Consider the following 25520-nt stretch of genomic DNA (forward strand, 5'->3'; position numbering starts at 1 on the left):
TATGACTGAAATGAGGGATACCGATGGAAGCCTTAATTGAAATTGATTATACAAATGATTTTGTCGCAATAAACGGAGCGTTAACGGCAGGGAAACCCGCACAAACTATTGAGCCGCGACTCATGGAATTAATGACTGAGTTTGAGCAAAAGGGTGATTATATTGTGTTGGCCACAGATATACACGATGAAAATGACCCTTTTCATCCGGAAACAAAATTGTTTCCACCACATAATATTGCCGGTACAAAGGGTCGAGAATTCTATGGACAATTAGCCCCTTGGTATCAGGCTCACAAAAATGAGTCAACGGTCTACATGATGGATAAAACAAGATATAGTGCTTTTGCAGGAACTGATTTAGATTTAAAATTACGGGCGCGTTCAATTGATACAGTGCATTTAATGGGCGTCTGCACAGATATTTGTGTATTGCACACAGCGGTTGATGCCTATAACTTGGGCTATAAAATCGTGATTCACGAAAAAGCGATGGCAAGTTTTAATCAAGTTGGCCACGAATGGGCACTGACTCATTTTAAAGACTCATTGGGCGCAGAAATTCAAGATTAAGATAAATAAAAGGTGACTGGATACTCATTCGGTTGCCTTTTTTTGGTAATAAGGGTACATAAAAATGTCTAAGTTAAAGGAGTATAAAGAATGAAATTCGATTCAATGTTTATTTTTATGAGTAGTTTACTGGGTATTTTTGTTGGGATGGTAGCGTCATTATTTTTAGTTATTCTAAATATATTTATCAATTTTATCTGGGTAACCGTTCCGGGTAATTTAGAATGGTCTTATTATCCCTTAATCGTCGGTTTGATAGGTGGTTTATTAGTGGGGCTGTTCCAAAAATATTTTGGTGATTACCCAAAAACGATGCATCAAACTTTACAAGAATTTAAAGAAACAGGTTCAGTACGATATAAAAAAAGAGTTGGGAAGAACATCTTAGCGGCGTGGATTGTCTTAGCGTTTGGGGCCAGTCTTGGGCCAGAAGCCGCACTTTCAAGTATTCTGGGCGGTTTAATTAGTTGGGTTGGTGACAAGATGAAGTTGACCCTTAAAAGAAGAGAAGAATTTTTGAATTTGGGAATTGGCACAATGATGGCAACCATTTTTCATGCCCCTTTACTTGGTATGGGTGAGGCACTGGAGAAAGACACTGTAACTAAACAATCGGCCAAGAAAAATTGGCCTAAAATTCTTTTATATGGTTGGACAACCTTGCTTGGAATATTAGGATTTACCAGTATTAACCGACTATTTCCAAAAGAAGCGTTATTTGGATTACGTTTTGCTAAAGTGAATTGGCAACCAGAAGTATTATGGCTAATTGTACCAGCACTGATTATAGGTGTTATTTTTGGCATTTTATTTTTAAAATTAGAAGAAATAAGCGAGAAAATTGCTAAAAAAATAACGAATAAACTAATAGCGGCCGTTTTAGCAGGAGCCCTGATTGGGGTAGCAGGAATGATCTCACCATATTTACTTTTTTCGGGAGAACATCAATTATTGAGCTTTTCAGGTAGTGCCGCTAAAGAGTCCGTCTTATTTTTAGTCCTTTTAGCGTTAGGTAAGTCGCTATTAACAAATATTTGTTTTGCTTTCGGATGGCGAGGTGGGAAGATATTCCCAGCTATCTTCGCAAGCGTTGCAATAGGATTCGCTATTATTACTATCTTTAACTACACGCCGGGATTAATAATCGGAATCGTCGTTGCTGCAAGTGTAACAATCATCTTGAACCAACCGATTGTTACGGGTGCACCTTTATTATTCCTTTTCCCATTACAATTTTTCCCAGCAATCGCAGTAGCTTGTTATCTTTCTGGAAAAATTAGGAGTAAGTTAGCCGAAATAAAAATGATTGTTTAAAGTAAACATATGGGGTGAAAATTATCAATAAAAGCAGATTAGAAGCGTTTAGCGATGGGGTTATCGCAATAATAATAACTATTATGGTTTTGCAAATAAATGTACCTACGCATGACAGTTGGAGCGCTATACTAGCGCCTAATTTTTTAATTACATTTGGATCGTATATTCTTAGTTTCATGTTTGTGGCAAGTTTTTGGGTAAGTCACCATATGATTTTGGCGCCGGTGAAGACGGTTAGTAAGAAATTATTGTGGGTTAATTTACTTTTATTATTACCAATGAGTGTACTGCCAACCGTTACGACATGGCATAATGATTTTGTGAATTCCGTGGCGCCAAGCGTTTGTTACATCGCGATATACACATTTTGCGTATTAGGATTATTTGTTTTATCAAAAGGCGCAATGAAACATGTAGATAAAAGTCATATTAAGATGATGGAAAGTGTCGCAAAAATAAGATTTTGGATGGTTATGTTTGGGCTAGTTTCAACAATCGGAACATTCTTTATCCCCCAAATAGCCTCCATCTCAGTAATGTTAATTCTAGTGGGATACCATACGTCTGTATTCATTTTAAATAAGAAAAAGTGGCATGGATTAATATTGTAAACGATTACTATGCCATTTTGACAGTATTCCTTCAAACGAATACTGTCAAAAATACTTATTAAACCTTGATTAAACGGTGATTAAGACGAATAAAAAGTTGACGTGGCCTCATTTAAAATGATATTCTAGTAATTGTCGGTAATAGTATTCATTACTATTTAGATTACGATTTGAAAAATGAGGGAGAAATCATGCATAAAAAATCGGTTTTAGTTGGCTTATTGCTGACGTTATTCGTTGTCGTATTGGCCGGGTGTGGGCAAACGGCAACCAATAAAGGATCTAATAAGTTACAGGTTGTCACGACATTTTACCCAATTTATGAATTTACTAAAGCAGTTGCTGGTTCTGATGCGGATGTAACAATGTTGATGCCTGCTGGTACAGAACCTCATGATTATGAACCTAGTGCTAAGGACATTGGTAAAATTTCACAAGCAAATGTCTTCATCTATAGTAGTAATAACATGGAAACGTGGGTCGGAAGTTTGAAATCAAGTATTGATGAAGGACAGACCAAAATTTTAAATGCCAGTCATTCAATTAAGATGATTGACGAGAATGACGAATTGAAAAGTGAAGAGGCCGAATTGGCCGATAAAGAAGAAACGACTTCTTTTGAATCAACTGATAATTATGATCCGCATATCTGGTTGGATCCTGAAAACGCAAAAGAAATGGTTACAAATATTTCCAAAGAACTTATTCAACAAGATCCTAAGCATAAGCAGGATTACGTTAAACGCACGAACGCTTATTTGAAAAAATTAACGACGTTAAATACTGAGTATGAAACGACATTAAAAAATGCTAAAAATAAAACGTTTGTGACGCAACATGCAGCATTTGCTTATCTAGCAAAACAATACGGATTGACGCAGGTCGCAATTGCGGGGATTTCTTCTGATGGGGAACCTAGTCCAAATCGCTTGGCAGAATTACAAACCTATATTAAAAAGTATCATGTCGACACTATTTTTACGGAAGCGAATGATTCAAGTAAAATTGCGAACATGTTGGCAAAGGAAACTAATATTAAAGTTAAAGGGTTAAACCCAATTGAGGGCTTGTCAAAAGCTCAAATTGAAAGTGGCGAAACATACCTTTCAGTGATGCAAGACAATTTGAAATCGTTAAAAACGGTTGTTAAATAAGGAGAATAGATGAAATATATTGAAGTTAAAGATCTCACTTTTTATTACGATGAAGAACCCGTTTTACAAGATATTAATTTTCACATCGATTCAGGCGAATTTGTTATTTTAACTGGTGAAAATGGCGCCGCTAAATCAACCTTGATCAGAAACGTTCTGGGATTATTGCATCCTGCTAAAGGGACCGCTGAAATTTCTAAAATTAATTTAGAAGATAAAAAATTGCGCGTGGGTTACATTCCACAGGAAATTTCATCATTTAATGCGGGTTTCCCATCAACGGTCTATGAATTGGTAGCGTCAGGTCGTTATCAACAAAATCGTTGGTTAAGAAGATTAAATAAAAAAGATCATGATCATATTAAAAAGGCACTCGAAACAGTGAATATGTGGAGTTTTAGAAACCATAAAATTGGTGAATTATCTGGTGGTCAAAAACAACGCGTGTGTTTAGCACGAATTTTTGCGGCAGATCCTGATTTGTTCATTTTGGATGAACCCACAACAGGGATGGATGAAAAATCTCGTCATGATTTTTATGAATTATTACAACACGAAGCACATACGCACCATAAAGGTATTTTGATGATTACTCATGATCATGAAGATGTGTCTGAGTATATTGATCGCCATATTAAATTAGTTAGAAAGGAGGACTCACAATGGAGATGTTTCTCTATGGATTCATGCAACGAGCTTTAATTGCCTCACTCTTAATGGCTGTCATTACCCCATTATTAGGCTTATTCTTAGTTTTAAGAAGACAATCGCTGTTAGCCGATACATTGTCGCATGTTTCATTAGCTGGGGTTGCATTGGGCTTATTCGTCAATATTAACCCAACCATCACCACGTTAATTGTTGTTTTGATTGCGTCAGTCTTAATCGAATTCTTGAGTAACTTGTATCGGACTTATTCAGAAGTTTCAATCGCCATTATGATGTCCGCCGGTCTATCGATTGCTTTGGTCTTAATGAGTTTAAATCAGGGCGCAAGTTCGATGAGTGTTCAACAATACCTGTTTGGATCAATCGTGACAATTAGTACGGCCCAAGTGATTATCCTAGCGATTTTGACAGTCTTAATCGTTGTCCTTTTCTTATTATTCAAAAAACCAATGTATGTATTAACTTTTGATGAAGAAACGGCTTTTGCCGAGGGTTTACCTGTTAGATGGATGTCAATTGTTTTTAATGCAGTTACGGGTGTGACAATCGCTATTATGATGCCAATTGCGGGTGCTTTGCTCGTGTCAGCCATTATGATTCTACCGGCTGCCATCGCGATGCGCTTAGGTCGTAGTTTTAATATGGTTATTTTAGTTGGTGTAGTTGTTGGTGTCATCGGGATGGTTGGTGGCTTAATGTCGTCATACCAATTCAATACGCCACCCGGCGCAACGATTACATTATTGTTTATTGCCATTTTTATTATTTGCAGCTTGATTAAAGTCGTCTCAGTTAGACGCCAAGTGAACAAACAGAAGTAAAACCGAATATTAACAATCAACAAGCTATTTTTTAAAATAGCTTGTTTTTTTATTAAAAAATTATTAAAAAGCGAACGTTAATAAAATTAATTTGGGTTTTAACTGTTAATCTTCGGTAAAACGGGTTATAATAAAAAACACGCTCGAATACTAGAGATTTTTGAAAAGGAAAGGCCTGATATAAATGAAGACAAGAAGAAGTGACCGATTAATTGATATGACCCGTTACCTGTTAGAAAGACCACACACGTTAGTTTCTTTAACTTATTTCTCAAAACGTTATGAATCAGCTAAATCATCAATTAGTGAGGATTTAGCAATTGTAAAACGTACAGTTAGAGAACGCGGAACAGGAACATTAGAAACAATTCCCGGCGCTGCTGGTGGTGCACGTTTTATCCCTTCAATTGATGAAGCGGAAGCCCGTGAATTTATTGAAACGATGACTGAAGAATTATCAGAAAAAGATCGCTTATTACCAGGTGGTTATGTATACCTATCTGATTTACTTGGCCGTCCTGATGTTTTACGCCAAGTTGGACGCCTTATCGCAACGGAATACTTAGATCAAAAAATTGATGCCGTTATGACTGTTGCAACTAAAGGGGTGCCAATTGCACAAAGTGTGTCCACGTTCTTAAATGTGCCCTTTGTCATTGTCCGTCGTGATTCAAAAATCACTGAGGGTTCAACGGTGAGCGTAAATTATGTATCCGGATCTAGCGAACGCATCGAAAAAATGGAATTATCAAAACGTAGTTTAAAACGTGGCGCTAACGTGTTAATCGTTGATGATTTCATGAAGGGTGGCGGCACGGTTAACGGAATGAAGAGCTTAATCGAAGAATTCGAAGCTAACTTAGTTGGTATTTCTGTTTTCGCCGAAGGGGCCTTCAGCGGTGACCGGATTGTTGATGACTACAGTTCGTTATTAAAAGTTGATGAAATTAATCATACGGATAAAACGATTCATGTAAGTGAAGGTAATTACTTATCAAAAACGTTTAAAAAATAAGTAATAATTAACAGAAAAAATGGCAACGCCTCATAATTATCGGACAGTATGTCTAATAATTATGAGGCGTTTTTAGTTTCTTATTCGAATAAAAATTAATAACCATATCTGATATTAGATAAAGACCGCAGTTGATTTAATTTATTAGTTTGTTCTTGAGTTAAAGTGATCTTGTTATTTTTAATCGTATTGGAAATTGATATATTCATACGACTTAAAATAAAGGGTACCGATGACTCTTTTTTCGTTAATTCATTTTTATATTCAGTTAGAGTGGCCACTAAAGAATCGTTGCGAGAGCCAATAGTCAATTCATTTAGTAAATCTGAAATTAGATTGACGGCCTCCGTTGACCTATCTGAACCACCTGAAAACCATTTTAATAATCCCATTTTATTTCTCCCTTCAACTAGCATGATTGGTATATAGTTAATAAATTTAATTTCGATTAGGCATTTTTTCAAGATAACTATAAAATTGTGTTTTATCAGAGAAGTCAGCCATATATAAGCCATTTAATCCAGCTTTTTGGCCAATAAGGCTTAATTTTATGATGAGTTTTTCTTCATTTGAGAGAAAATGAATTTTCCCTTTAATGCTAACACTACGTATATAATTAACAAGTCTATTAACTAACGCAGGTGGATTCTTTTCCGAATCCAATTTTGTCCGAACTTGGGATAATACATCAATGATATCCAAAAGTTCTGTTGATTGAAGCTGACGTATTTCCAAAGCAGAAATTAAGTCACGAATAGTTTCCTTTATTACTTTTTGCTCATTTTTAGAATCATCTGACATAGTAACTTACCTCCGATTGAGTTATTATTTTTGTACAAATGAAATTTAACATAAGTTATTTAGTTATGGGTGAAGTCTTCCTGAACAGTGGTAAAACCATTCTTGAACCTCCTAACAGAAAGCAAATGACTACTAAGGAATGAATATTAATTGGTTCAGGAAGGATTTTTTTGCGAATATAGAAATATGGCATACTAGATAAAACAGAAACCTTTGTATTTTGATGATTCAGTTAAGAGTATGGGATATTAAGGTAGCTCGTTATTTAAAACCTATTCAATTTTTCTAGTTTGATATACTTATTAAAAAGGAGGGATTGCCGTTGATAACGATAGATACAAAAGCATACATATTAAGATTTTTCGTCGATATCGTCTTGTTTTATGGTCTATTCTTTATGTTAAATAAACAAGGAACGAAAAGGAATAGAATATTATTTATAGTCATTATTTTCCCGCTTACTTTTTTTGTAGGGCTATACAGTAGTTTCTCGGATCTTATCTTGGTAATATTCGGCTATCTTTTTTTGAAAAGAAAACATGAAAAAGATTACCGCCTTTTAAGTAGCTTAATCGCATGTATGTTGGTTCTATATATGGTTGATATTATTAGCTCAACCCTAATGGTTTCAGGAATTTCCAATGATCACGTAGTTGGATTTTTTGAAATTTTTATACAAATAGGCATAAAAATAAGTTTAATTAGTCTTTTTTACTTTTTTTATCAAAAAATGCATATGTATCAAGTCATCAAAAAATTTAGTTCTGAATCATCAGCATTTTTGTTAATGTATTTATTTCTTGTCACTTTATTGATAACCTATGCAGCCCATTACTATGCTGCTTATGACCATTTTGTCATTGGCATTATAATTTTTTTAATTATCCAAACTGTTTTTGTCTTTTTTTTGTTTTTACGAATTCTCAATAAACAAAAGGAAAGATATGAATCCCAGATGGAAAGACAAGAATTAGATAACTTAAAAATGTACACAAAAGAATTAGAGGAAAAACAACAACAGACGATAAAGTTTAGACATGATTATAAGAATTTATTGCTTAGTTTTAAGGAGATAGTTAGTTCTGGACGGAACTTTAAAATGGTCGAACAAATTGAAGAACTTGAACACTATTCAGATAAATATCTTTCTAAGGATAAATTTGATTATGAAGCGTTTTACAATATTCATGATAGTTTTATAAAAAGTATCTTAATTGCAAAATTTCATCGGGCAAGAGAATTAAATATACAATGTCATTTAGAATGTGCAACACCAGTAGATGGTGTACCGATTCCAACATTTGATTGTGTACGAATACTAGGGATTTTACTAGATAATGCGATGGAAGCAGCAGTAGAAAGTACTGATAAAATAATTGATTTAATGATTTATCAAGACGATTCACAAATAGAATTTTTAATTAAGAATACCTATAAAAATTCAGATATTTCAATGGATAAGTTACAAAATAGAGGGTTAACTACAAAAGAAGGACATTCAGGCCTTGGATTAAATACAATTCATGAATATAATCAAAAATATCCAAATATATTTGTTCAATATCAACGAAAAAATTTATTGTTTTCTACTCAAGTAATTCTAATAAAGTAGTGGAGGTATAGCGGTGACTTATCCGATTGTTCTTTGTGAAGATCAAATTGTACAATTGAATCAACTGGAGATAATTGTGCAAAATTATATTCTCTTTCATAATGACTTATTTGAAATCCAATTAAAGACGCAGGGCCCTACAGAAGTAATTAAATATTTAAAAAAATTTAATCCAAAGCAAGGTATTTATTTATTAGATATTGATTTAGAAAATGAAATGAACGGCATTGACCTAGCTGAAAAAATTCGAGAATGTGATGTACAGGTAAAAATTATTTTTGTCACGACACACGATGAAATGATTCCTTTAACAATTCAACGTCGAGTTGAAGCGTTAGGCTTTATTTTGAAAGATCAAACATTAGATGATTATCGGGCAGAAATTGCTGAATTATTAACATTGGCACGGCAAAGGATTGATGCAACAAGAGATAGTCAGCGACGAGCATTTGTTTTTTCAATTGGCTCACAAACATTTTCGATAGATAGGCAAGACATTTATTTTATAGAACCGTCAAATTTACCGCACCGCGTCTGTTTAAATACAAAAAATGGCCGATATGAATTTTATGGCAACTTAAATGATTTAGAAGAAAAGTATTCCTGTTTATTTAGAATTAATCGAAATTGCTTAGTGAATCTTAAAAATATAACAGAAATTGATTTTAAATCTCGTGAGATTAGTTTTGGTATCGAATTATCAAGGCAATTTTCGAAAGGGAAAGCAAATAAGATAAAAAATCTATTAAAATAATATTAAAGGCCTACGCCCTAAAGTTGAAAAACTTTAGGGCGTAGGCTAGTTTTAGTAATGTTAGCCAAGCATAAAATGACATTCAATAATAAAATATTTTTATCGGTGTCCCTCCTTTTTAACGTGCATTTAGGTCTTTTGGTATACTAGCTAATCTTGCAACACATGCGTGACTAAGCTATTATAAAAGAAGAATATTAATTTGGAGGAGACTATCTAATGACAGTTGCTAAGTATGCGATTATCCTTGCTGCCGGCAAGGGTACAAGAATGAAATCTAAGCTATATAAAGTGTTACATCCGATTGCTGGCCGCCCAATGGTCGACCATGTTTTAACAGAAATTGAAGCAAATAATATGGATGAAGTTGTAACAATTGTGGGGCATGGTGCCGAAAAAGTTGAAGAAACTTTAGGAGACCGTTCAGAATATGCCCTTCAAGCAGAACAATTAGGAACGGGTCATGCTGTCCTTCAAGCAGAAAAAATCTTAAAAGACAAAGAAGGTATGACCATTATTGCTAATGGTGATACACCACTTTTAACGGCTAAGACATTCGGTGAATTGTTCGAATATCATAAAGAAAAAGGTGCTGCAGCAACAGTTTTAACAGCGCAAGCTGAAGATCCAACTGGTTACGGTCGTATTATTCGTAACGAAATTGGCATTGTTGAAAAGATTGTTGAACAAAAAGATGCCACAATCCAAGAAGCTAACGTTCAGGAAATTAATACAGGCGTTTATTGTTTTGATAATAAAACGTTATTTGCCGCTTTACATGAAGTGACAAACGATAATGCTCAAGGCGAATATTACCTAACTGACGTTATGGAGATCCTTAAAAAACAAGGCAAGATTGTCGCAGCTTACCGCATGAAGGATTTCTCAGAATCAATGGGCGTTAATGATCGTGTTGCATTATCTGCTGCAACTAAAGTTATGCAACGTCGTATTAATGAAATGCATATGCGCAATGGTGTGACATTAGTTGATCCTGATAACACGTATATTGAATGTGATGTCAAAATTGGATCAGATACAGTTATTGAACCTGGTGTTTACTTAAAAGGTAAAACCGTGATTGGCGAAGATTGTTATATCGGTGCACATTCAGAAATTATTGATAGTATCGTTCATGATAATGTAACGGTTACGGCATCATACCTTGAAGATTCTGTCATGGAAACACAAAGTAATATTGGGCCATACAGTCATTTACGTCCTCAAGCACATATTGGCGAAGCCGCACATATTGGTAACTTTGTGGAAATTAAAAATGCTTCGATCGGTAAGAGTACAAAAGTGGGGCACTTAACTTATGTTGGGGATGCAACTTTAGGTAAAGATATTAATGTTGGATGTGGCGTTGTTTTTGTTAATTATGATGGGGTTAATAAACATCATACAAATGTTGGCGACCATTCATTCATCGGGAGCGGTTCTAACTTAGTTGCCCCACTCGAAGTTGGTGATCACGCATTTATCGCTGCCGGATCAACAATTACCGATAATGTTGATTCACACGACTTGGGTATTGCCCGTGGCCGTCAAGTGAATAAAAAAGGTTATTTTGATAAATTACCTGTTGCGGATGCACCAGAAATTAATTAGTAAGCGAATTCTTATCGGATTTTAACTTGCAATTTACTTGATTACTATTTAAAATTTTAAGTAGGGAAAATTAAATAAATGGAGGCACATATGTCAGAACATTATTTTGATCCAAAGTTGAAAATTTTTGCTTTGAACTCGAATAAACCATTGGCTGAAAAAATTGCTGATGCGGTTGGTGTTAAATTAGGTAAAACCTCTGTCGATCGCTTTAGCGATGGTGAAATCAGAATTAATATTGAAGAAAGTATTCGTGGTGATCACGTATATATTGTTCAATCAACGTCTGATCCAGTTAATGATAATATTATGGAATTATTAATCATGATTGATGCTTTGCGTCGCGCAAGTGCTAAATCAATTAATGTCGTTATTCCTTATTATGGTTACGCTCGCCAAGATCGTAAAGCGCGTTCACGTGAACCAATTACAGCAAAATTAGTTGCTGACATGTTAGAAAAAGCTGGTGCAACAAGAATTTTAGCGCTCGATTTACATGCTGCTCAAATTCAAGGATTCTTTGATATTCCAGTTGACCATTTAATGGGTGCACCTTTACTTGCTGATTACTTCTTAACTGAAGGATTAGACAAAGATTCTGTTGTTGTTTCACCTGATCATGGTGGTGTAACGCGTGCCCGTAAATTGGCAGAATTTTTGAAGGCACCAATTGCAATTATCGATAAACGTCGTCCTAAAGCTAATGTTGCTGAAGTTATGAACATTATTGGAACTGTTGAAGGTAAACGTTGTATCTTAATCGATGATATGGTTGATACGGCGGGTACAATTACACTTGCTGCTCAAGCTTTGATGGACGCAGGTGCAACTGAAGTGTACGCAAGTGCAACTCATCCTGTTCTATCGGGCCCAGCTGTTGAAAGAATTGCAAAATCACCAATTAAGCAATTTATTGTAACAGATTCAATTCAGTTACCTGAAGATAAAAAGATTGATAAATTAGTTCAAATTTCAGTGGGTCAATTAATTGGGGATGCAATCACGAGAATTCATGAAAACAAACCAGTTAGTCCATTATTTAAAAACCGTTTCCACAACGAAAAATAGATTTTAGTAAGTTAGATGACGTCAGTTGTCTAACTTTTTTTGTATCTAAATTGAATGGACACAAAAAAACACTTTTAACTAAAAAAGTTAAAAAGCGTCTAATATAATTATTTCTCCCATCCAGTGATGGTTACTTTTCCGACCATCCGACCAGATTCAACATTTTTATGAGCTTTTTGAAGAGTTTCAGAATTGATTGGAGAATATGATTTTGTGGTAATTGATTTTAATTGATTAGTTTCAAATAATTGTGACAGACGATCCAAAATATGTTTTTGTGTAATCATATTTGTAGTTTGATAGTAAGACTTGCTGTATACCCATTCCCAACTGAAGGTTGCTCTCTTTTTTGTTAATTTTTGTAAATCAATTAATTTTTTGTTTTCGGTTGTAGCTGTAATTTTACCATCAGGCTTTATTATTTCGGCAATTTCATTCCAATGAGCATCTAGGTTATTTAGATTTATAATGTAGTCAACATATTTATAGCCTAAAGAATGAATTTGAGAGACAATATCTTGATGGTGATCAATGATATAATTGGGGTTAAAACGGTTAACCCAGGTTACTGATGTTGGTTTTGATGCCGTTGCAATTACGTTTAAACCAACTAATTTGGCTAATTGTACGGCCATTGATCCAACACCACCGGCACCATTAATGATTAAAATTGTTTCATTCTTATTATTATCGCAGTTCGGACTTACCTCTAGTTTTTCGAATAAGGATTCGTATGAGGTTAAACCAACTAATGGAATAGCCGCGCATTCTTCATCGGTTAGATTATGTGGCGCATGACCAACAATTCTTTCATCAACTGCTTGAAATTGAGCGTTACTACCACTTCTTTTAAAGTCTCCCGCATACCATACTCGGTCCCCCAATTTAAACAAAGAACATTTAGTTCCAACTTTGACTACGGTCCCGACGCTATCCCAACCAATAATTTTTGGATGGACCAATTGTGTGGAACGGCCGCCACGTCTAACAAATGTATCAACAGGATTGACTGACACGCCAGTCACTTTAACCAATAAATCGTGGCTTCTGATTGTTGGAATGTCTATCGCTAAGTTCTCAAAACTTTGTATATCTGTAATTGGTAAATGTTGATAAAAACCAACAGCTTTCATTTTTTTTGACATTTTAATTCCCCCTGTGATAACTATATTAGACTCATTATTTATTTTGTTAAGACGTGAATTTGAGTTCACTTGGTGACATTTAATACACCTATTTATAAAAAATGAAAGTGATACAATAACAGTACGACGCTAAAAAGAATTACTTTTATGGAGGGGTATTATGATTAAGGTATACGATTGCGATGTGGGATGTCCCGTGCAAAATACGCTACAGTTTATTTCAGGTAAATGGAAAACCGTTATTCTATATCATATATTTGAAAATGAAGTACTTAGGTTTTCTGAACTCCAGACTAAGTTACCTTATGTATCTAAACGCATGCTTGCAAGGCAGTTAGCCGAGCTAGAAAATGATGGCATTATTGATAAACGTATTTATCCGGTTATCCCAGTTAAAACGGAGTATAGAATGACCATATTTGGGAAAACGTTTTTACCCGTTGTAAGGGCAATGGAACAATGGGGTAATGATTATATAAGTGATAAAGATAGATTGTCAGAGTGATTTATCTTTACGTCTAGTTGAATGGACACAAAAAAACCGTCAGCCTGGGAGGACTGACGGAAAAAGGAGTAGGGATAATTAATTTCGGGGGAGAAATTAGCTATTTATTAACTTAATTCATTCGGGGAAATGAATTAAGAATTAAAAGTTATTAATTAAGGTATGAATTTATAATAACAATGAGTTGTGAAGAAATTATGATGTAAAAAAGAAAAAACAAAAGTGATATAAAAGGAAAATAGAATGAGTAGGTTATTTATTATTAGCCGTTCAATATTCGTTATTATTTAAAGTATATTTTTTCACAAAAAAACCGCCAGTCTGGAAGGACTGACGGAAAAAGGGGTAGGGATAATTAATTTCGGGGGGGAAATTAGTTATTCATTAACTTAATTCATTCGGGGAAATGAATTAAGAGTTAAAAGTTATTAATTAAGGTATGAATTTATAATAACAACTAGTTGTGAAGAAATTATGATGTAAAAAAGAAAAAATATAAAAAGTGTTTTCAACAATAAAAGAGCCTACTCTGATTGAAGTACCAGAGTAGGCTCTTGGTGATTATTAGGTTAGTCTTCTTTTGCAATTTTCTCTTCGATTTTCTTAGAAGCTTCTCGAGGTAAGTCGCTGTCTCTTTCAGCTAATAAGTTACGAATATCTTTTAGATACTCTTCTGTCGGTGTTAACGCGACATCTAAGCTTTCGTCTTCATCTTTTTCACTAGACTTGCTTGTTGCATTTCTGAGTGATGTTATCCCTTTTAGCAACATGAAGATAACGAAGGCGATGATTATAAAGTTGATGATATCATCTAAGAATTGTCCGATTTTAAAAGTTGTATCGCCAATTGTGAGAACAATTCCTGACAAATCAACCTTACCGACGACAAGCGCAATGATAGGGCCAATAATGTTAGTTGTGAAAGATTTAACGATTGTTGTAAATGCGCCACCAATAATAACAGCGACAGCTAAATCCATCACGTTCCCACGAGTGATAAAATCTCTAAATTCTTTTAACATAGTTAATAAGTCTCCTTTAGTTTAGTTAACTGTATCTTAAAGTATAACGGATTCAATGGCATATGTGAAATGGAAATTGTGAGTTAACAGGGATAAATGCTATAATTAAGGCACAAATTAAAAGTCAGCGAGGAACAAATCGTTATGAAACAGGTTAAAAAGAATAGTACATTATTATTGAGTATCCTTGTTATGATTATTGCGATTGTTTGGATCCGTGTCGGCGGAGATAACTTTTCTTTATCAAACGCTTATTTTTATATCGGAATCTGTTTGATTTTATTGGGCATCTGTTTCATATTAGGGCAGGCGCAACTATTTGCCGGCTGGTTTAAACGTCGAGACAAAGGTGAATCTAAAGAAGATTATGCTGAACGAAAAATAGATGTTCGAAGTGTGGGTAGCAAAAAGAATCGGCCACTCAAAATTTCACCGTTTATGCGGGGATGTTTTATTATTGGAATGGTAATGATTGTCATCTCAATAGCCGTGACACTTTAAAAAAACGAAACTAGAAGTACGTAAATGAGAATTATGTGATTGATGGCCCATCTATTAAAAGCTTTATTGCTTGTTGGAATATTCTTAATAGGTATAGGTATAGGTATCGCGTCTATTGGAACTTATATTAGGGCGTTGTCCTTCTTTCGATAAGATTTTTGGCATCAGGTACTACTAATAAGGTTGCTAGCAATCATATCTGCAATGTACGTCATAATAGTGATGCTTTTTCAACTTTAAATAATTAGCTTTTGATTGTTATATTGGATATTGGGTGAACAAATATTTAACGACTAGGGGTTGTTTCAGCAACGGCATTAGGTGCATTCATCATTAAAAAAGTTTCAAAACAAAAATAATCAGCTAAAACTAAAATAAATAACAAAGGGAGCCCTCATTAATTGAGAGCTCCCTTTTAAATCTGATTTTAATTGTTGTTTCTAGTTATTTAACGCATATTTCTGAATGGCTTTAGCGACACCTAATTCAACATTAGTAGCCGTTACAGCTTTGGCACTATCTTTTACTTCTTGGATAGCATTACCCATGGCAACACCGAAACCAACAGCCTGCATCATTGATAAATCATTACCTTGATCACCAAGTGCCATAACTTCTTCTTTTTTGATGCCTAATTTTTCGGCTAAGCCCATAACGGCATTACCTTTGCTGGCATTCTTATTTAAAAGTTCTAAGAAGAAGGGTTCACTTTGAACATAATAGTAGTTATCTGCAATTTTTGCGGGCAAGGCGTTAGCAACGCGTGTGATAACTTCAGGATAATCAATATACATTATTTTTGAAATGACAATATCTTTAGGCATTTCTTCTGGTTTACGGAAACGAAGTGGCATTTGAACCAAGAAAGATTCAGCAACCGTGTATTCACTGATATCAGCATTGGGTGTGTACATCAGTTTTTGATCTTCAGCATGCATATGCACGTTCAATTCACGACTGGCTTCTTCAAGTAAGTGGTAATCGTTAATATCTAATGTGTGGTGAATTAAACTTTCACCAGTACCAGAAACTTGGACTAAAGCGCCGTTAAATGTAATAACGAAATCGTCATCTGTTGTTAAATCTAATTTTTCTAAGTATTTTGTGACACCAGTTAATGGACGGCCGGTACAAAGAACGACCCGGATACCTGCAGCCTTAGCAGCTTTGATAGCAGTGATTGTTTCTGGCGCAATTTCTTTTTGATCATCAACGAGTGTGCCATCGATATCAATTGCGATTAATTTAATTGTCATGTTGTGTAATCTCCTTTGGGTGAATTAAGTTATCGTTGTTAATATAAGTTCTGAACTGGGTATAAATATCTACGAATAAATCGTCATTTGATTTCAACAATTCTCTTGGGAAGAAGAAGCGTCTGTCACCTGAAACTTTACCGGTAATTGAAGCAACTAAGTCACTAACGCTGGAAAGTTCAACGAGTGAGCCATCTTCTTGGGCCAATTCGATTTGGGTACGTGGTTTATCCTTAGTTGGATCATAGGCATCGTAAGGTAAATCGTAACTATCGTTTTCAGCCGTATAATATTCAGGATTGAAACCGGCTGATTCGATTAAACGTTCTAAATCAGGGAGTAAGTTGGCCGTATCCGCATCAAATTTAATTGATTTGAAAGGTTTACGATCTAAAAAACGAACGGCTAAATCACTTAAAATGGTATCCGTATTTTGACGCCATTCTGTGAAATAAGTCGTTAAAACACCATCATCTAACTGTAAGTAATCGTCTAACGAGAAATCATTCTCAAAAAGTGGAATCAATAACTTTGGAGAATCTTCAATCCCTAATCGATTATTTTCGTATAGATACTTAGCACGATGTAAGAGGTGACTTAAAATAACTTCCATTGATCTAGAAATTGGATGGAAATAAACTTGGACGTACATTTGAAAACGACTGACGATATAATCTTCAACCGCATGCATCCCGTTAATATCGAATGCAATGCCGCCTTTATAAGGGCGCATCACGCGTAAAATCCGTGTTAAATCAAATGTTCCATAATTCGTACCCGTATAGTAAGAATCGCGTAGCAGATAATCCATACGATCTGCATCAATCTGACTGGAAATTAATTGAACAACCTGCGGGTTCGGATAAGTTTTCTGAATGACACTTGCGACCTTTGCTGGGAAATCAGTTGAAACACCTGCTAAAACTTGATTGATTTCGGTTGAGGGATCAGTCAAAATTTGTGCGGTAATAGCTTCATGGTCTGTTTTGAAGATATGCTCAAAAGTATGCGAGTAAGGGCCGTGGCCAATATCATGCAAGAGTGCAGCACATAACGCAACTAATTTTTCGGAATCATCCCATAAACCGTCACCGGCTTCTTTAGTTGGGTAATTACGTTGAAAGTTATCGCAAATGCGACGCGTAATCTCATAAACACCAACAGAGTGAGTGAAACGAGAATGTTCAGCACCATGGAACGTTAGTGATGTTGTACCCAGTTGTTTAATTCGGCGTAAACGCTGAAATTCTTTTGTATTAATTAAGTCTAAAATGACTTGATGTTGCACATAAATGTAATCGTGAATTGGATCACGTAATACTTTTTCTCTAGTGAGTAACGGTGATTGTTCGAGCAATAGAAATCCCTCCTCGAAAATTTAACGACAAATTGAGGCCATGTAATGACGCAATACTTTCATTATAACGAACATTCGTAATTTAGTCATGATATAATCCTGATTTTAAGTAACGACATTTATGAAAATCTAAGTTATAATACAATGAAACAATAAGGTGAACGGAGGACTCAGTCACGTGGCAATCACATTGGATAAACAAATTGCAATTCATTTAGAAACGGTTAAAACGCAAGAAGGCGAAGTTGAACGCTACGTCATTGAAACGACAGGTCAACTTGTTCGTTTAGGCGACGGGATGTACATCAGATATAAAGAAGAAGATGAAGAGACTGGTCAAACAATTCCAGTCACATTTAAATTACAAGATGATGGCGAAATTCAATTAACACGAGAAACAGATGCCATCCGAACAAAATTAATCTTTTTGGCGCAAAAAAAGATTAGCGGAACTTATAAAACGGCGTATGGCCGGATTCCAATTGAAATTGAAACGAAACGGCTAAAAAGCCAATTAAAAAATCAACCTATTTCGGGGTCAGTTGAGATTGATTACCGATTGACAACTAATGGTGAATTATTAGGAGACTACAATATCCGATTGCAATTTACCGCATAAAAATGTATGATTAAGAGTAGACTTTTGGAAAGGACGTGTGCTAGTTGGAGCTTAAACAATTCGATGGCCAAAACAAAGACGAGTTATCAATGATCGAGGTTGCTCACGCAATCTTATCGCAACATGGTGACGTCATGGGTTTTGCTGACTTAACTAATGAAATCCAAACATATCTTGGTAAAAATGATTTAGAAGTGAGAGATCGCTTATCACAATTTTACACAGATTTGAACGCAGATGGTAGTTTCATTTCGCTTGGAGAGAACTTATGGGGATTACGATCATGGTATCCCTTCGATTCAATCGATGAAGCTGTTGCTCATGTGGAAGATGAAGATGACGAAGATCGTCCTAAACGTAAAAAACGTAAGAAAGTTAATGCTTTCTTAGCAGATGTCGCTGATGATGATGACGTTATCGATTACAATGATGACGATCCTGAGGACGATGATTTAGATGCAACTTATGAAGATGACGACGATGATGACGATGAAGATGCAGAAATCAAAGGCTATGATAAAGATCTTGATGAAATAGCTGATGATGATTCTGATGATGAAGAAGAATTACCAGAAGGTATTGAAGATCAATTATCTGAGATAGCTGATGATGATACAGATGATGACGAGGAAAATAGTTAAAAGGACTTGACGATTTCGTCAAAACCCTGTAATATATTTTTTGGGCACCTCGCAGGTATTTCTTGTGAGGGCAAACGCACGGTTGATACAAGCTCCCTACCCTGATTAGAGTAATCTAGTTAGCTTAGGGAGCTTGTTGTTTTTATATTTATAATGAACAAGTATCAGGCCATAAACATACAATCCCCAAAAAAACTAACCCAAAGGAGATTCATAATGACCAAATATATTTTTGTTACAGGTGGCGTTGTTTCGTCAATTGGTAAAGGGATCGTTGCAGCATCTCTTGGCCGTTTATTAAAGAACAGAGGCTTAAAGGTCACAATTCAAAAGTTTGATCCCTACATTAATGTGGATCCAGGAACGATGAGCCCATATCAACATGGGGAAGTCTTCGTAACTGATGATGGTACGGAAACTGATTTAGATCTTGGTCATTATGAACGTTTTATTGATATCAACTTAAATCAATATTCGAATGTGACAACTGGTAAAATTTATTCAGAAGTTTTACAAAAAGAACGTCGTGGTGATTATTTGGGTGCCACAGTTCAAGTTATTCCACATATCACAAACACAATTAAAGAAAAAATCATGCGCGCTGGAACAACAACAGATTCAGACGTTGTGATTACTGAAATTGGTGGAACTGTCGGCGATATTGAATCATTACCTTTCCTTGAAGCATTACGTCAAATGAAAGCTGATGTTGGTTCTGAAAACGTGATTTATATCCACACAACTTTAATTCCATACCTAAAAGCTGCTGGTGAAATGAAAACAAAACCAACACAACATAGTGTTAAAGAATTACGTGGTTTGGGTATCCAACCAGATATGTTAGTTGTTCGTACAGAAGAACATATTTCACAAGATATGCGTAATAAATTAGCTAATTTCTGTGATGTTGAACCGGAAGCAGTAATCGAATCAATGGATGTTGATACGTTATACACGATTCCTTTAGCATTACAAAAACAAAGAATGGACCAAATTGTTGTTGATCACTTGAAATTAACGACACCAGAAGCTGATATGACTGAATGGCAAGAACTTGAAACGAAAGTTTTAAACTTGAAGAAAACAATCAATATTGCGCTTGTTGGTAAATATGTTAAATTACCAGATGCTTACATCTCTGTTGCCGAAGCATTGAAACATGCTGGGTACACGGTTGATGCTGACGTTAAGATTACGATGGTTGATTCTGAAAAATTAGATGAAAGCAACGTTGTCGAAGCATTACAAGCTGCTGATGGTATCATCGTACCTGGTGGATTCGGTAACCGTGGACTTGAAGGGATGATTCTTTCAATTCAATATGCGCGTGAAAACAATGTGCCATTCTTAGGCGTTTGTCTTGGTATGCAAATGGCATGTATCGAATTTGCTCGTAACGTGGTGGGTCTTCAAGGCGCACATTCAACAGAAGCTGTTCCAGAAACACCATATAACATCATCGACTTGATGACAGATCAAGAAGAAGTTGAAGATATGGGTGGCACACAACGTCTTGGTTTATACCCATGTAAATTAAAACCAGGAACAGTAGCAGCCGCAGCTTACAACAATCAAGATGTCATTCAAGAACGTCACCGTCATCGTTATGAATTTAACAATGAATACCGTGAACAACTTGCTGGCGAAGGGTTGGTCTTCTCTGGAACATCTCCAGATAACCGTTTAGTTGAAGTTGTTGAAATTCCTGAAAACAAATTCTTCGTGGCAGCTCAATACCATCCAGAATTTTTATCAAGACCACAACGTCCCGAAGGCTTATTCCAAGCTTTCGTGAACGCAACAGTTTAATAAATAATGAACGAAGAGAGGTTAACATTCCGTTAACCTCTCTTTTTTTGTGCATAGGGGTTGTATTAATTTGTGTACTATGTATAATAGTACACATGGTGGAGGTGAGATAAGTGCAAATTAATAAGACAAGTAGCAAACCGTTTTATGAACAATTAATATCAGGTATTAAAGAAGATATCTTTAAAGGTATTTTACAAACAGACGATAAAGTCCCATCGGTCAGAGAAATGGCCAAAATTCATGAGATGAATCCGAATACGGTTAGTAAAGCCTACAAGGTGCTCGAGTCGCAAGATGTACTTGTCACCGTTAAAGGCCGTGGTACGTATGTTAAAGCAACAAATGAGAGTGATCGTGATGAACGTCAGATTCAAAAAGTTCGTACGATATTATTAGACACAATTAAAGAAGTAACTTATCTAGGTGTACAAGAAAATGAAATACATGATTGGATTAAACAATATTTTGAAAAGGGGGAGAGCTAAACATGGGATTTGAAATTAAAGGATTATCAGAAAAAATCGGAGACAAAGACATATTACAAGATATTAATATTAGCTTGGTCCCCGGAGAAATTGTAGGTCTAATTGGCCGTAATGGTGTCGGTAAAACGACGTTATTTAGGTCAATCGCGGGCCAATACATACCAGATACTGGCGATATTTTGATTGATGACCAATGGGTTAAAGAAGATTTAACGTTAAAGGAAAAGCTCTTCTACTTGGATACTCAAAATAACTTTTTTGATAGCTACACAATCGACAAAATCGCCGACTTTTACGAGTTAGCCTATCAAACATTCGATCGTGAAAAATATAACAATTGGGTCATCGAATATGATTTACCACGTCAAACGAAATACCGTCAATTCTCTAAGGGGATGCAAGGGTTATTTAACATTGTTTTAGCTTTTTCAACCGGAGCACCATACGTGATTTTAGATGAACCGTTGGACGGTTTGGATGTTATCGTTCGTAAGCAGGTTTTTCAGATTATTATCGATGCCGTTTCTGAAGATCAGCGAGGCGTTTTGATTTCGTCACATAACCTAGAAGAGTTAGACCGACTTATCGATCGCGCGATTGTATTGAAGGGTAGTCATATTGTGAGTGATTATCGCTTAGAAGATACGCGTTCAGAAGCTCGAAAAGTACAATTAGTGTTTAAATCAAAAGAAATTCCAACTTTTGTTAAAGAAAATAGTCGCGCCATTAGTATTCAAGGACGCGTAGTCGTTGTTTTATTTGAACATTATTCAGCAGAACTTGAGGCGCAAATTCAAGCTGAAGACCCAGCGTTATTTGAAGAATTGCCGTTAACTCTGGAAGACTTATTCCGAGCAAGCATTTCAGCTAAAGAAAGTACTGAAGGTGAAAAATAATGACAGTAAATAAGAGATTGAATCAAATTGTTTGGCAAAGATACAAGTGGTTTATCGCGTTATTTGTTGCTTTAATTGTCGGGGTATCGATGATAAACACGGTGGGCACCATTAATAGCGTCAAGGATACAGAAAAGATGACAACATACGAGTATTATGTCAAGTAAACCAATTCTGATGCTAAAGAAAGTAAAATAAAAAACCATGTCAGTCAGTTAGATTATAAAAAGTATCAAGCAGATATGGGTTATAATGATGGCTCAACTATGCTGGGCAATGCCTGGTCAGAAATATTTCTTTTATTTATAGTCGGTGTGGGCCTGTTTACGAGTTTATATGATTTAAAAACAAAATTTAATGAATTTATCTTTTCGAGTGGTTTTTCAAGACGTCGATATTTTTGGAAAAAATCAGGATTAATATTTATAACGACACTTGCAACAATCGTAATCTGTATGATAGCGGATGTTGGTATTGCTAAACTATTAATTTCAAGCAATTATTTCCACGTTTCAGAATCATTTTTAGTATTAAAATTGGGACATTATATAGCGGGATATACTGCCATATATGCTGTTGGAACCATTGTTGGAATTCTAGTGAACGGTATTTTAGCAGCAACAATAACTGCATTTGGGTTTCTTGGAAGTTGGATAATATTTACGGGGGCATTCCTCAATAATAGCATGGGTAATCCTTTTAATTATGCGTCCGAATATAATATGGAAATGATGGGGCCTAGCGTCCCAGTCCAGATAGTAATATTCTTGATTTTAGCCGCGTTAATGATGTGGGCAGCTTCTTATTTCTTTAATAATCTGTCATTAGAACAAGACGGTCCTTACTTACAATTTAACTATCTAAAAAAACCGTTACTGATTTTTGTAACTCTTTATATTGGATTCATTATTGGTGGGCAAGGTCGCGGTTATACAAAGCTGAGTGAAATGATAAAAGTGGGCGTCATTACCGGGATTATCACGTTTATCGTTGCGTATATCGTTATCTATCGGCCACAAAACATTTGGCAAAAGATACAAAATAAATTTTCAAAAAATAAATCTTAAAAAATAATAGCCCTCTATTCATAACGAATAGGGGGCTATTTCGACCTTACAAACTTGTTAGTATGTATAATAAGTGGATTATGATAAACTACAATTTATACACATAAAAGCGATATTATTGGGAGGGATTCAGTTTGAAAGAAATGTTAACGATAAATAATTTAACAAAGAGTTTCGGCAAAAAGACAGTGCTTAAAGGGATTGACTTCAAGATTTCAGAAGGTGAAATTGTTGGACTTGTTGGTGCTAATGGTGCCGGTAAAACAACCATCATGAAATCCATTCTTGGATTAGCTAGTTACCAAGCAGGAGAAATAACGATTGATGGGAAGATGGTTTCAACAACGAGTCATCAGGCGTTAGAAGAAGTCGGTGCGTTAATTGAATACCCCGGTATTTATCCATTTTTAAGTGGCTATGATCATTTAAAATTATTCTCTGAAAATAATACTAAAGAAGAACTAGACGAAATTGTGGCTGACCTACATATGACAGATTATATTAACCGTAAGGCTAAGTCATACTCATTGGGGATGAAACAAAAATTAGGAATTGCCTTGGCATTATTGAATCGACCAAGATTAATTATTTTGGATGAACCAATGAATGGACTTGATCCTCAAGCAACACGTGACGTCCGTGAACTTGTATTGAAATTATCAAAAAAAGGAACATCGTTCTTAATTTCAAGTCATATTTTGGGCGAATTAGAAAAGATTGTTGATCATTTTATCATTTTAAACAAAGGTAAAATCATTCAAGCAATGTCTGTTGAAGAATTGAATGCAGGACATAGCCATTACGTTATGTTAACGACAACTGATAACGAAAAAGCTAAGGAAGTTTTAACGGCGGCTAAGTATGAGCTACAAGTTGACCGATCAGTTAAAATTAAAATGAGTGAAAATGCTGATTTGGCAAATATTATTCAAGTTCTTTATGATAACAAAATTAAAATCAATGATGTTAGACATCAAGAAAACGATATGGAAGAATCATTGCTTAATTTATTAGATCAAAAAGATGGGGGTAAAGCCTGATGTTAACATTGGTTAAACAAGAAACATTCAAATTATTGAAAAAGAAATCAACACCAATTATTTCGATTTTACTTACCATTTTTATTTTTGGCGTTGCAATTATCTCAAAAATGAATCCTAAAATATTTGGAGCTAAAGACCTATTTGTTGGTGGTTTTGGCGCAACGTTCTTTATCGTGATGATAATGGTTGCGAGTGCAAGTACAATTGTTGCTATGGAATCACAATTTGGAACAATTAAAGATTTGTTATATCGTAAATATTCACGGGGGGCTGTTTTATCAAGTAAATGGTTGACCGTGTTCATCTACTCAATCTATTTAAACGTATTAGTGATTGTTGCTTCAATTGTTGCTAAATTAATCTTCTTACCTGATCTATCATTCGCAGAAAAAGTAGGAAATCAAATGATTATCGGCGCATTAACAACATCCCTCGCTGGTAACTTTGTGAATTTATGGTTAATTATCAGTTTAGTCTTGCTATTAGCTAGTGCCTTTAATAGTTCTGGTGCTTCAATTGCTGCCGGAATTGGATTCTACTTCTTAACGAGTATCCTTTCAGGTATCCAAATTTTAGTTATTACTAAATGGGACTGGGTTAAATGGAATCCGCTTAACATGATGAACTTGAGTAATCAGTTATCAGCCGGAAAAACATTTGAGGCTTTAACACATTTGACGACAAATCAATTAATTTGGGGTAACCTTGGTTACACAGCAGTATTCTTATTCTTGGGATACCTCGTATTCAAGCGTAAAAATGTTTAACTAACCGGTTGAAATTAAAATGGATAACGTAGAATTTTCTACGTTATCCATTTTTTTATTTAATTATTAAGAAATAGAATTATCTAGATACATTTTTATTTTTTCAAAGTCCTTTTCTATAAATAAACGTGCTGGCACCTCAATTATTGGTAAATTATTTTCATTATCAAAAGGCACGAAAGGTTTGGGGACCACCAAATAATCAACGCTGTCTTTATCTTTAAGATAGTTAACTGAAACATCATAATACCTAGAAAAATAGGCTTTTAGGTCATCGTGATTTTTAATAAATGGGATAGCATCTATTGAACTAAAGTTTATACCGGAACTAACGGTTAATACAAAACATATTTTCTTCATGAAATCCCTCCTTTCTGTATAATGTTACGATAAATGAGC

Annotated in this window: 28 protein-coding genes; 21 read left to right on the plus strand and 7 right to left on the minus strand. The window is 35.1% G+C overall.

The genetic code is table 11. The features are described 5' to 3' along the window. Nucleotides 1-23 precede the first annotated feature (23 nt). The 7 genes from N0K73_RS06455 (at nt 24) to purR (ending at nt 6159) form a co-directional block, all read left to right on the plus strand. Entirely contained in the window at nt 24-572 is a 549-nt protein-coding gene (locus N0K73_RS06455) for a cysteine hydrolase family protein (protein ID WP_112251221.1), read from the plus strand. A gap of 90 nt (nt 573-662) precedes the next feature. Beyond that, the gene (locus N0K73_RS06460) at nt 663-1886 is read left to right on the plus strand and encodes a chloride channel protein (protein ID WP_284068659.1); all 1224 of its coding nucleotides are present in this window, start codon (nt 663-665) and stop codon (nt 1884-1886) included. A gap of 14 nt (nt 1887-1900) precedes the next feature. Further along, nucleotides 1901-2500, plus strand: coding sequence for a TMEM175 family protein (locus N0K73_RS06465; RefSeq protein ID WP_083478991.1), 600 nt, complete (start codon nt 1901-1903; stop codon nt 2498-2500). Nucleotides 2501-2691: 191 nt separating this feature from the next. Further along, entirely contained in the window at nt 2692-3654 is a 963-nt protein-coding gene (locus N0K73_RS06470) for a metal ABC transporter substrate-binding protein (protein ID WP_112251225.1), read from the plus strand. Between the two features lie 9 nt (nt 3655-3663). Further along, complete coding sequence (locus tag N0K73_RS06475) at nt 3664-4356, plus strand: metal ABC transporter ATP-binding protein (RefSeq protein ID WP_057974717.1); 693 nt, start codon at nt 3664-3666, stop codon at nt 4354-4356. Next, the gene (locus N0K73_RS06480; protein ID WP_057974718.1) at nt 4317-5144 is read left to right on the plus strand and encodes a metal ABC transporter permease; all 828 of its coding nucleotides are present in this window, start codon (nt 4317-4319) and stop codon (nt 5142-5144) included. The genes N0K73_RS06475 and N0K73_RS06480 overlap by 40 nt, the downstream gene beginning before the upstream one ends. Nucleotides 5145-5328: 184 nt before the next feature. After that, entirely contained in the window at nt 5329-6159 is an 831-nt protein-coding gene (purR, locus tag N0K73_RS06485; protein ID WP_057974719.1) for a pur operon repressor, read from the plus strand. Nucleotides 6160-6254: 95 nt separating this feature from the next. On the opposite strand, the gene N0K73_RS06490 is transcribed toward purR, so the two are convergent. Then, nucleotides 6255-6551, minus strand: coding sequence for a bacteriocin immunity protein (locus N0K73_RS06490; protein WP_112251227.1), 297 nt, complete (start codon nt 6549-6551; stop codon nt 6255-6257). A 46-nt stretch (nt 6552-6597) separates the two neighbouring features. Then, entirely contained in the window at nt 6598-6960 is a 363-nt protein-coding gene (locus tag N0K73_RS06495) for a bacteriocin immunity protein (protein ID WP_112251229.1), read from the minus strand. Between the two features lie 322 nt (nt 6961-7282). Here N0K73_RS06495 and N0K73_RS06500 point away from each other — a divergent pair, with 322 nt between their 5' ends. The 4 genes from N0K73_RS06500 (at nt 7283) to N0K73_RS06515 (ending at nt 12005) form a co-directional block, all read left to right on the plus strand. After that, nucleotides 7283-8572, plus strand: a complete 1290-nt coding sequence (locus tag N0K73_RS06500) for a sensor histidine kinase (RefSeq protein WP_284068660.1) — start codon at nt 7283-7285, stop codon at nt 8570-8572. Between the two features lie 13 nt (nt 8573-8585). After that, the gene (locus N0K73_RS06505) at nt 8586-9326 is read left to right on the plus strand and encodes a LytR/AlgR family response regulator transcription factor (RefSeq protein WP_112251233.1); all 741 of its coding nucleotides are present in this window, start codon (nt 8586-8588) and stop codon (nt 9324-9326) included. A gap of 219 nt (nt 9327-9545) precedes the next feature. Further along, nucleotides 9546-10937 (plus strand): bifunctional UDP-N-acetylglucosamine diphosphorylase/glucosamine-1-phosphate N-acetyltransferase GlmU, encoded by a 1392-nt coding sequence (gene glmU / locus N0K73_RS06510; RefSeq protein ID WP_057974720.1) that lies wholly within the window; start codon nt 9546-9548, stop codon nt 10935-10937. A 90-nt stretch (nt 10938-11027) separates the two neighbouring features. Continuing rightward, nucleotides 11028-12005, plus strand: a complete 978-nt coding sequence (locus N0K73_RS06515; RefSeq protein ID WP_057974721.1) for a ribose-phosphate diphosphokinase — start codon at nt 11028-11030, stop codon at nt 12003-12005. A gap of 107 nt (nt 12006-12112) precedes the next feature. On the opposite strand, the gene N0K73_RS06520 is transcribed toward N0K73_RS06515, so the two are convergent. Further along, nucleotides 12113-13150: a zinc-binding alcohol dehydrogenase family protein gene (locus N0K73_RS06520; protein WP_404825136.1), complete on the minus strand. Its 1038-nt coding sequence runs from the start codon at nt 13148-13150 to the stop codon at nt 12113-12115. Nucleotides 13151-13310: 160 nt separating this feature from the next. Here N0K73_RS06520 and N0K73_RS06525 point away from each other — a divergent pair, with 160 nt between their 5' ends. Next, the gene (locus N0K73_RS06525) at nt 13311-13655 is read left to right on the plus strand and encodes a winged helix-turn-helix transcriptional regulator (RefSeq protein ID WP_112251235.1); all 345 of its coding nucleotides are present in this window, start codon (nt 13311-13313) and stop codon (nt 13653-13655) included. A 569-nt stretch (nt 13656-14224) separates the two neighbouring features. Here the strand turns inward: N0K73_RS06525 and mscL are convergent. Beyond that, on the minus strand, nt 14225-14677 hold the full coding sequence (gene mscL / locus N0K73_RS06530) for a large conductance mechanosensitive channel protein MscL (protein ID WP_057974446.1): 453 nt from the start codon (nt 14675-14677) through the stop codon (nt 14225-14227). Nucleotides 14678-14821: 144 nt separating this feature from the next. Here mscL and N0K73_RS06535 point away from each other — a divergent pair, with 144 nt between their 5' ends. Next, the gene (locus N0K73_RS06535; protein WP_057974447.1) at nt 14822-15178 is read left to right on the plus strand and encodes a DUF3899 domain-containing protein; all 357 of its coding nucleotides are present in this window, start codon (nt 14822-14824) and stop codon (nt 15176-15178) included. A 440-nt stretch (nt 15179-15618) separates the two neighbouring features. On the opposite strand, the gene yidA is transcribed toward N0K73_RS06535, so the two are convergent. Next, entirely contained in the window at nt 15619-16434 is an 816-nt protein-coding gene (gene yidA / locus N0K73_RS06540; protein WP_112251237.1) for a sugar-phosphatase, read from the minus strand. Continuing rightward, nucleotides 16424-17791 carry an HD domain-containing protein gene (locus tag N0K73_RS06545; RefSeq protein WP_112251239.1) on the minus strand — a complete coding sequence of 456 codons (1368 nt, stop codon included), beginning with the start codon at nt 17789-17791 and terminating at the stop codon, nt 16424-16426. The genes yidA and N0K73_RS06545 overlap by 11 nt, the downstream gene beginning before the upstream one ends. A 178-nt stretch (nt 17792-17969) precedes the next feature. Between N0K73_RS06545 and N0K73_RS06550 the strand changes: the two genes are divergently transcribed. From N0K73_RS06550 to N0K73_RS06585, 8 genes are all read left to right on the plus strand, one after another. Next, complete coding sequence (locus N0K73_RS06550) at nt 17970-18410, plus strand: YwiB family protein (RefSeq protein WP_057974450.1); 441 nt, start codon at nt 17970-17972, stop codon at nt 18408-18410. Nucleotides 18411-18454: 44 nt separating this feature from the next. Continuing rightward, complete coding sequence (gene rpoE, locus N0K73_RS06555; RefSeq protein ID WP_057974451.1) at nt 18455-19051, plus strand: DNA-directed RNA polymerase subunit delta; 597 nt, start codon at nt 18455-18457, stop codon at nt 19049-19051. A gap of 216 nt (nt 19052-19267) precedes the next feature. Continuing rightward, a complete protein-coding gene (gene pyrG / locus N0K73_RS06560) occupies nt 19268-20860 on the plus strand; it encodes a CTP synthase (RefSeq protein WP_112251241.1) in 1593 nt (530 codons plus the stop codon). A 113-nt stretch (nt 20861-20973) separates the two neighbouring features. Continuing rightward, complete coding sequence (locus N0K73_RS06565; protein ID WP_057974453.1) at nt 20974-21348, plus strand: GntR family transcriptional regulator; 375 nt, start codon at nt 20974-20976, stop codon at nt 21346-21348. 2 nt (nt 21349-21350) lie between these two features. Further along, nucleotides 21351-22244 carry an ATP-binding cassette domain-containing protein gene (locus N0K73_RS06570; protein WP_112251243.1) on the plus strand — a complete coding sequence of 298 codons (894 nt, stop codon included), beginning with the start codon at nt 21351-21353 and terminating at the stop codon, nt 22242-22244. 266 nt (nt 22245-22510) lie between these two features. Beyond that, the gene (locus tag N0K73_RS06575; protein ID WP_284068661.1) at nt 22511-23311 is read left to right on the plus strand and encodes a hypothetical protein; all 801 of its coding nucleotides are present in this window, start codon (nt 22511-22513) and stop codon (nt 23309-23311) included. Between the two features lie 143 nt (nt 23312-23454). Beyond that, nucleotides 23455-24351, plus strand: coding sequence for an ABC transporter ATP-binding protein (locus N0K73_RS06580; protein ID WP_112251348.1), 897 nt, complete (start codon nt 23455-23457; stop codon nt 24349-24351). Next, nucleotides 24351-25121: a DUF2705 family protein gene (locus N0K73_RS06585; protein WP_112251249.1), complete on the plus strand. Its 771-nt coding sequence runs from the start codon at nt 24351-24353 to the stop codon at nt 25119-25121. Before N0K73_RS06580 ends, N0K73_RS06585 begins: the two co-directional genes overlap by 1 nt. A 66-nt stretch (nt 25122-25187) precedes the next feature. Here the strand turns inward: N0K73_RS06585 and N0K73_RS06590 are convergent, their stop codons facing one another. After that, nucleotides 25188-25481 (minus strand): hypothetical protein, encoded by a 294-nt coding sequence (locus N0K73_RS06590; RefSeq protein WP_057974457.1) that lies wholly within the window; start codon nt 25479-25481, stop codon nt 25188-25190. Nucleotides 25482-25520 lie beyond the last annotated feature (39 nt).

Source organism: Dellaglioa algida (assembly GCF_030127605.1).
Taxonomy (GTDB): Bacteria; Bacillota; Bacilli; order Lactobacillales; family Lactobacillaceae; genus Dellaglioa; species Dellaglioa algida.

Excerpts from the sequence above, each read along its gene's own strand:
- N0K73_RS06455 (WP_112251221.1), top strand. The coding sequence starts at position 24 with ATGGAAGCCTTAATTGAAATTGATTATACAAATGATTTTGTCGCAATA.
- N0K73_RS06460 (WP_284068659.1), top strand. The coding sequence starts at position 663 with ATGAAATTCGATTCAATGTTTATTTTTATGAGTAGTTTACTGGGTATT.
- N0K73_RS06470 (WP_112251225.1), top strand. The coding sequence starts at position 2,692 with ATGCATAAAAAATCGGTTTTAGTTGGCTTATTGCTGACGTTATTCGTT.
- N0K73_RS06475 (WP_057974717.1), top strand. The coding sequence starts at position 3,664 with ATGAAATATATTGAAGTTAAAGATCTCACTTTTTATTACGATGAAGAA.
- N0K73_RS06480 (WP_057974718.1), top strand. The coding sequence starts at position 4,317 with ATGGAGATGTTTCTCTATGGATTCATGCAACGAGCTTTAATTGCCTCA.
- purR (WP_057974719.1), top strand. The coding sequence starts at position 5,329 with ATGAAGACAAGAAGAAGTGACCGATTAATTGATATGACCCGTTACCTG.
- N0K73_RS06490 (WP_112251227.1), bottom strand. The coding sequence starts at position 6,551 with ATGGGATTATTAAAATGGTTTTCAGGTGGTTCAGATAGGTCAACGGAG.
- N0K73_RS06495 (WP_112251229.1), bottom strand. The coding sequence starts at position 6,960 with ATGTCAGATGATTCTAAAAATGAGCAAAAAGTAATAAAGGAAACTATT.
- glmU (WP_057974720.1), top strand. The coding sequence starts at position 9,546 with ATGACAGTTGCTAAGTATGCGATTATCCTTGCTGCCGGCAAGGGTACA.
- N0K73_RS06515 (WP_057974721.1), top strand. The coding sequence starts at position 11,028 with ATGTCAGAACATTATTTTGATCCAAAGTTGAAAATTTTTGCTTTGAAC.
- N0K73_RS06520 (WP_404825136.1), bottom strand. The coding sequence starts at position 13,150 with ATGTCAAAAAAAATGAAAGCTGTTGGTTTTTATCAACATTTACCAATT.
- N0K73_RS06525 (WP_112251235.1), top strand. The coding sequence starts at position 13,311 with ATGATTAAGGTATACGATTGCGATGTGGGATGTCCCGTGCAAAATACG.
- mscL (WP_057974446.1), bottom strand. The coding sequence starts at position 14,677 with ATGTTAAAAGAATTTAGAGATTTTATCACTCGTGGGAACGTGATGGAT.
- N0K73_RS06535 (WP_057974447.1), top strand. The coding sequence starts at position 14,822 with ATGAAACAGGTTAAAAAGAATAGTACATTATTATTGAGTATCCTTGTT.
- yidA (WP_112251237.1), bottom strand. The coding sequence starts at position 16,434 with ATGACAATTAAATTAATCGCAATTGATATCGATGGCACACTCGTTGAT.
- pyrG (WP_112251241.1), top strand. The coding sequence starts at position 19,268 with ATGACCAAATATATTTTTGTTACAGGTGGCGTTGTTTCGTCAATTGGT.
- N0K73_RS06570 (WP_112251243.1), top strand. The coding sequence starts at position 21,351 with ATGGGATTTGAAATTAAAGGATTATCAGAAAAAATCGGAGACAAAGAC.
- N0K73_RS06575 (WP_284068661.1), top strand. The coding sequence starts at position 22,511 with ATGCTGGGCAATGCCTGGTCAGAAATATTTCTTTTATTTATAGTCGGT.
- N0K73_RS06580 (WP_112251348.1), top strand. The coding sequence starts at position 23,455 with ATGTTAACGATAAATAATTTAACAAAGAGTTTCGGCAAAAAGACAGTG.
- N0K73_RS06585 (WP_112251249.1), top strand. The coding sequence starts at position 24,351 with ATGTTAACATTGGTTAAACAAGAAACATTCAAATTATTGAAAAAGAAA.
- N0K73_RS06590 (WP_057974457.1), bottom strand. The coding sequence starts at position 25,481 with ATGAAGAAAATATGTTTTGTATTAACCGTTAGTTCCGGTATAAACTTT.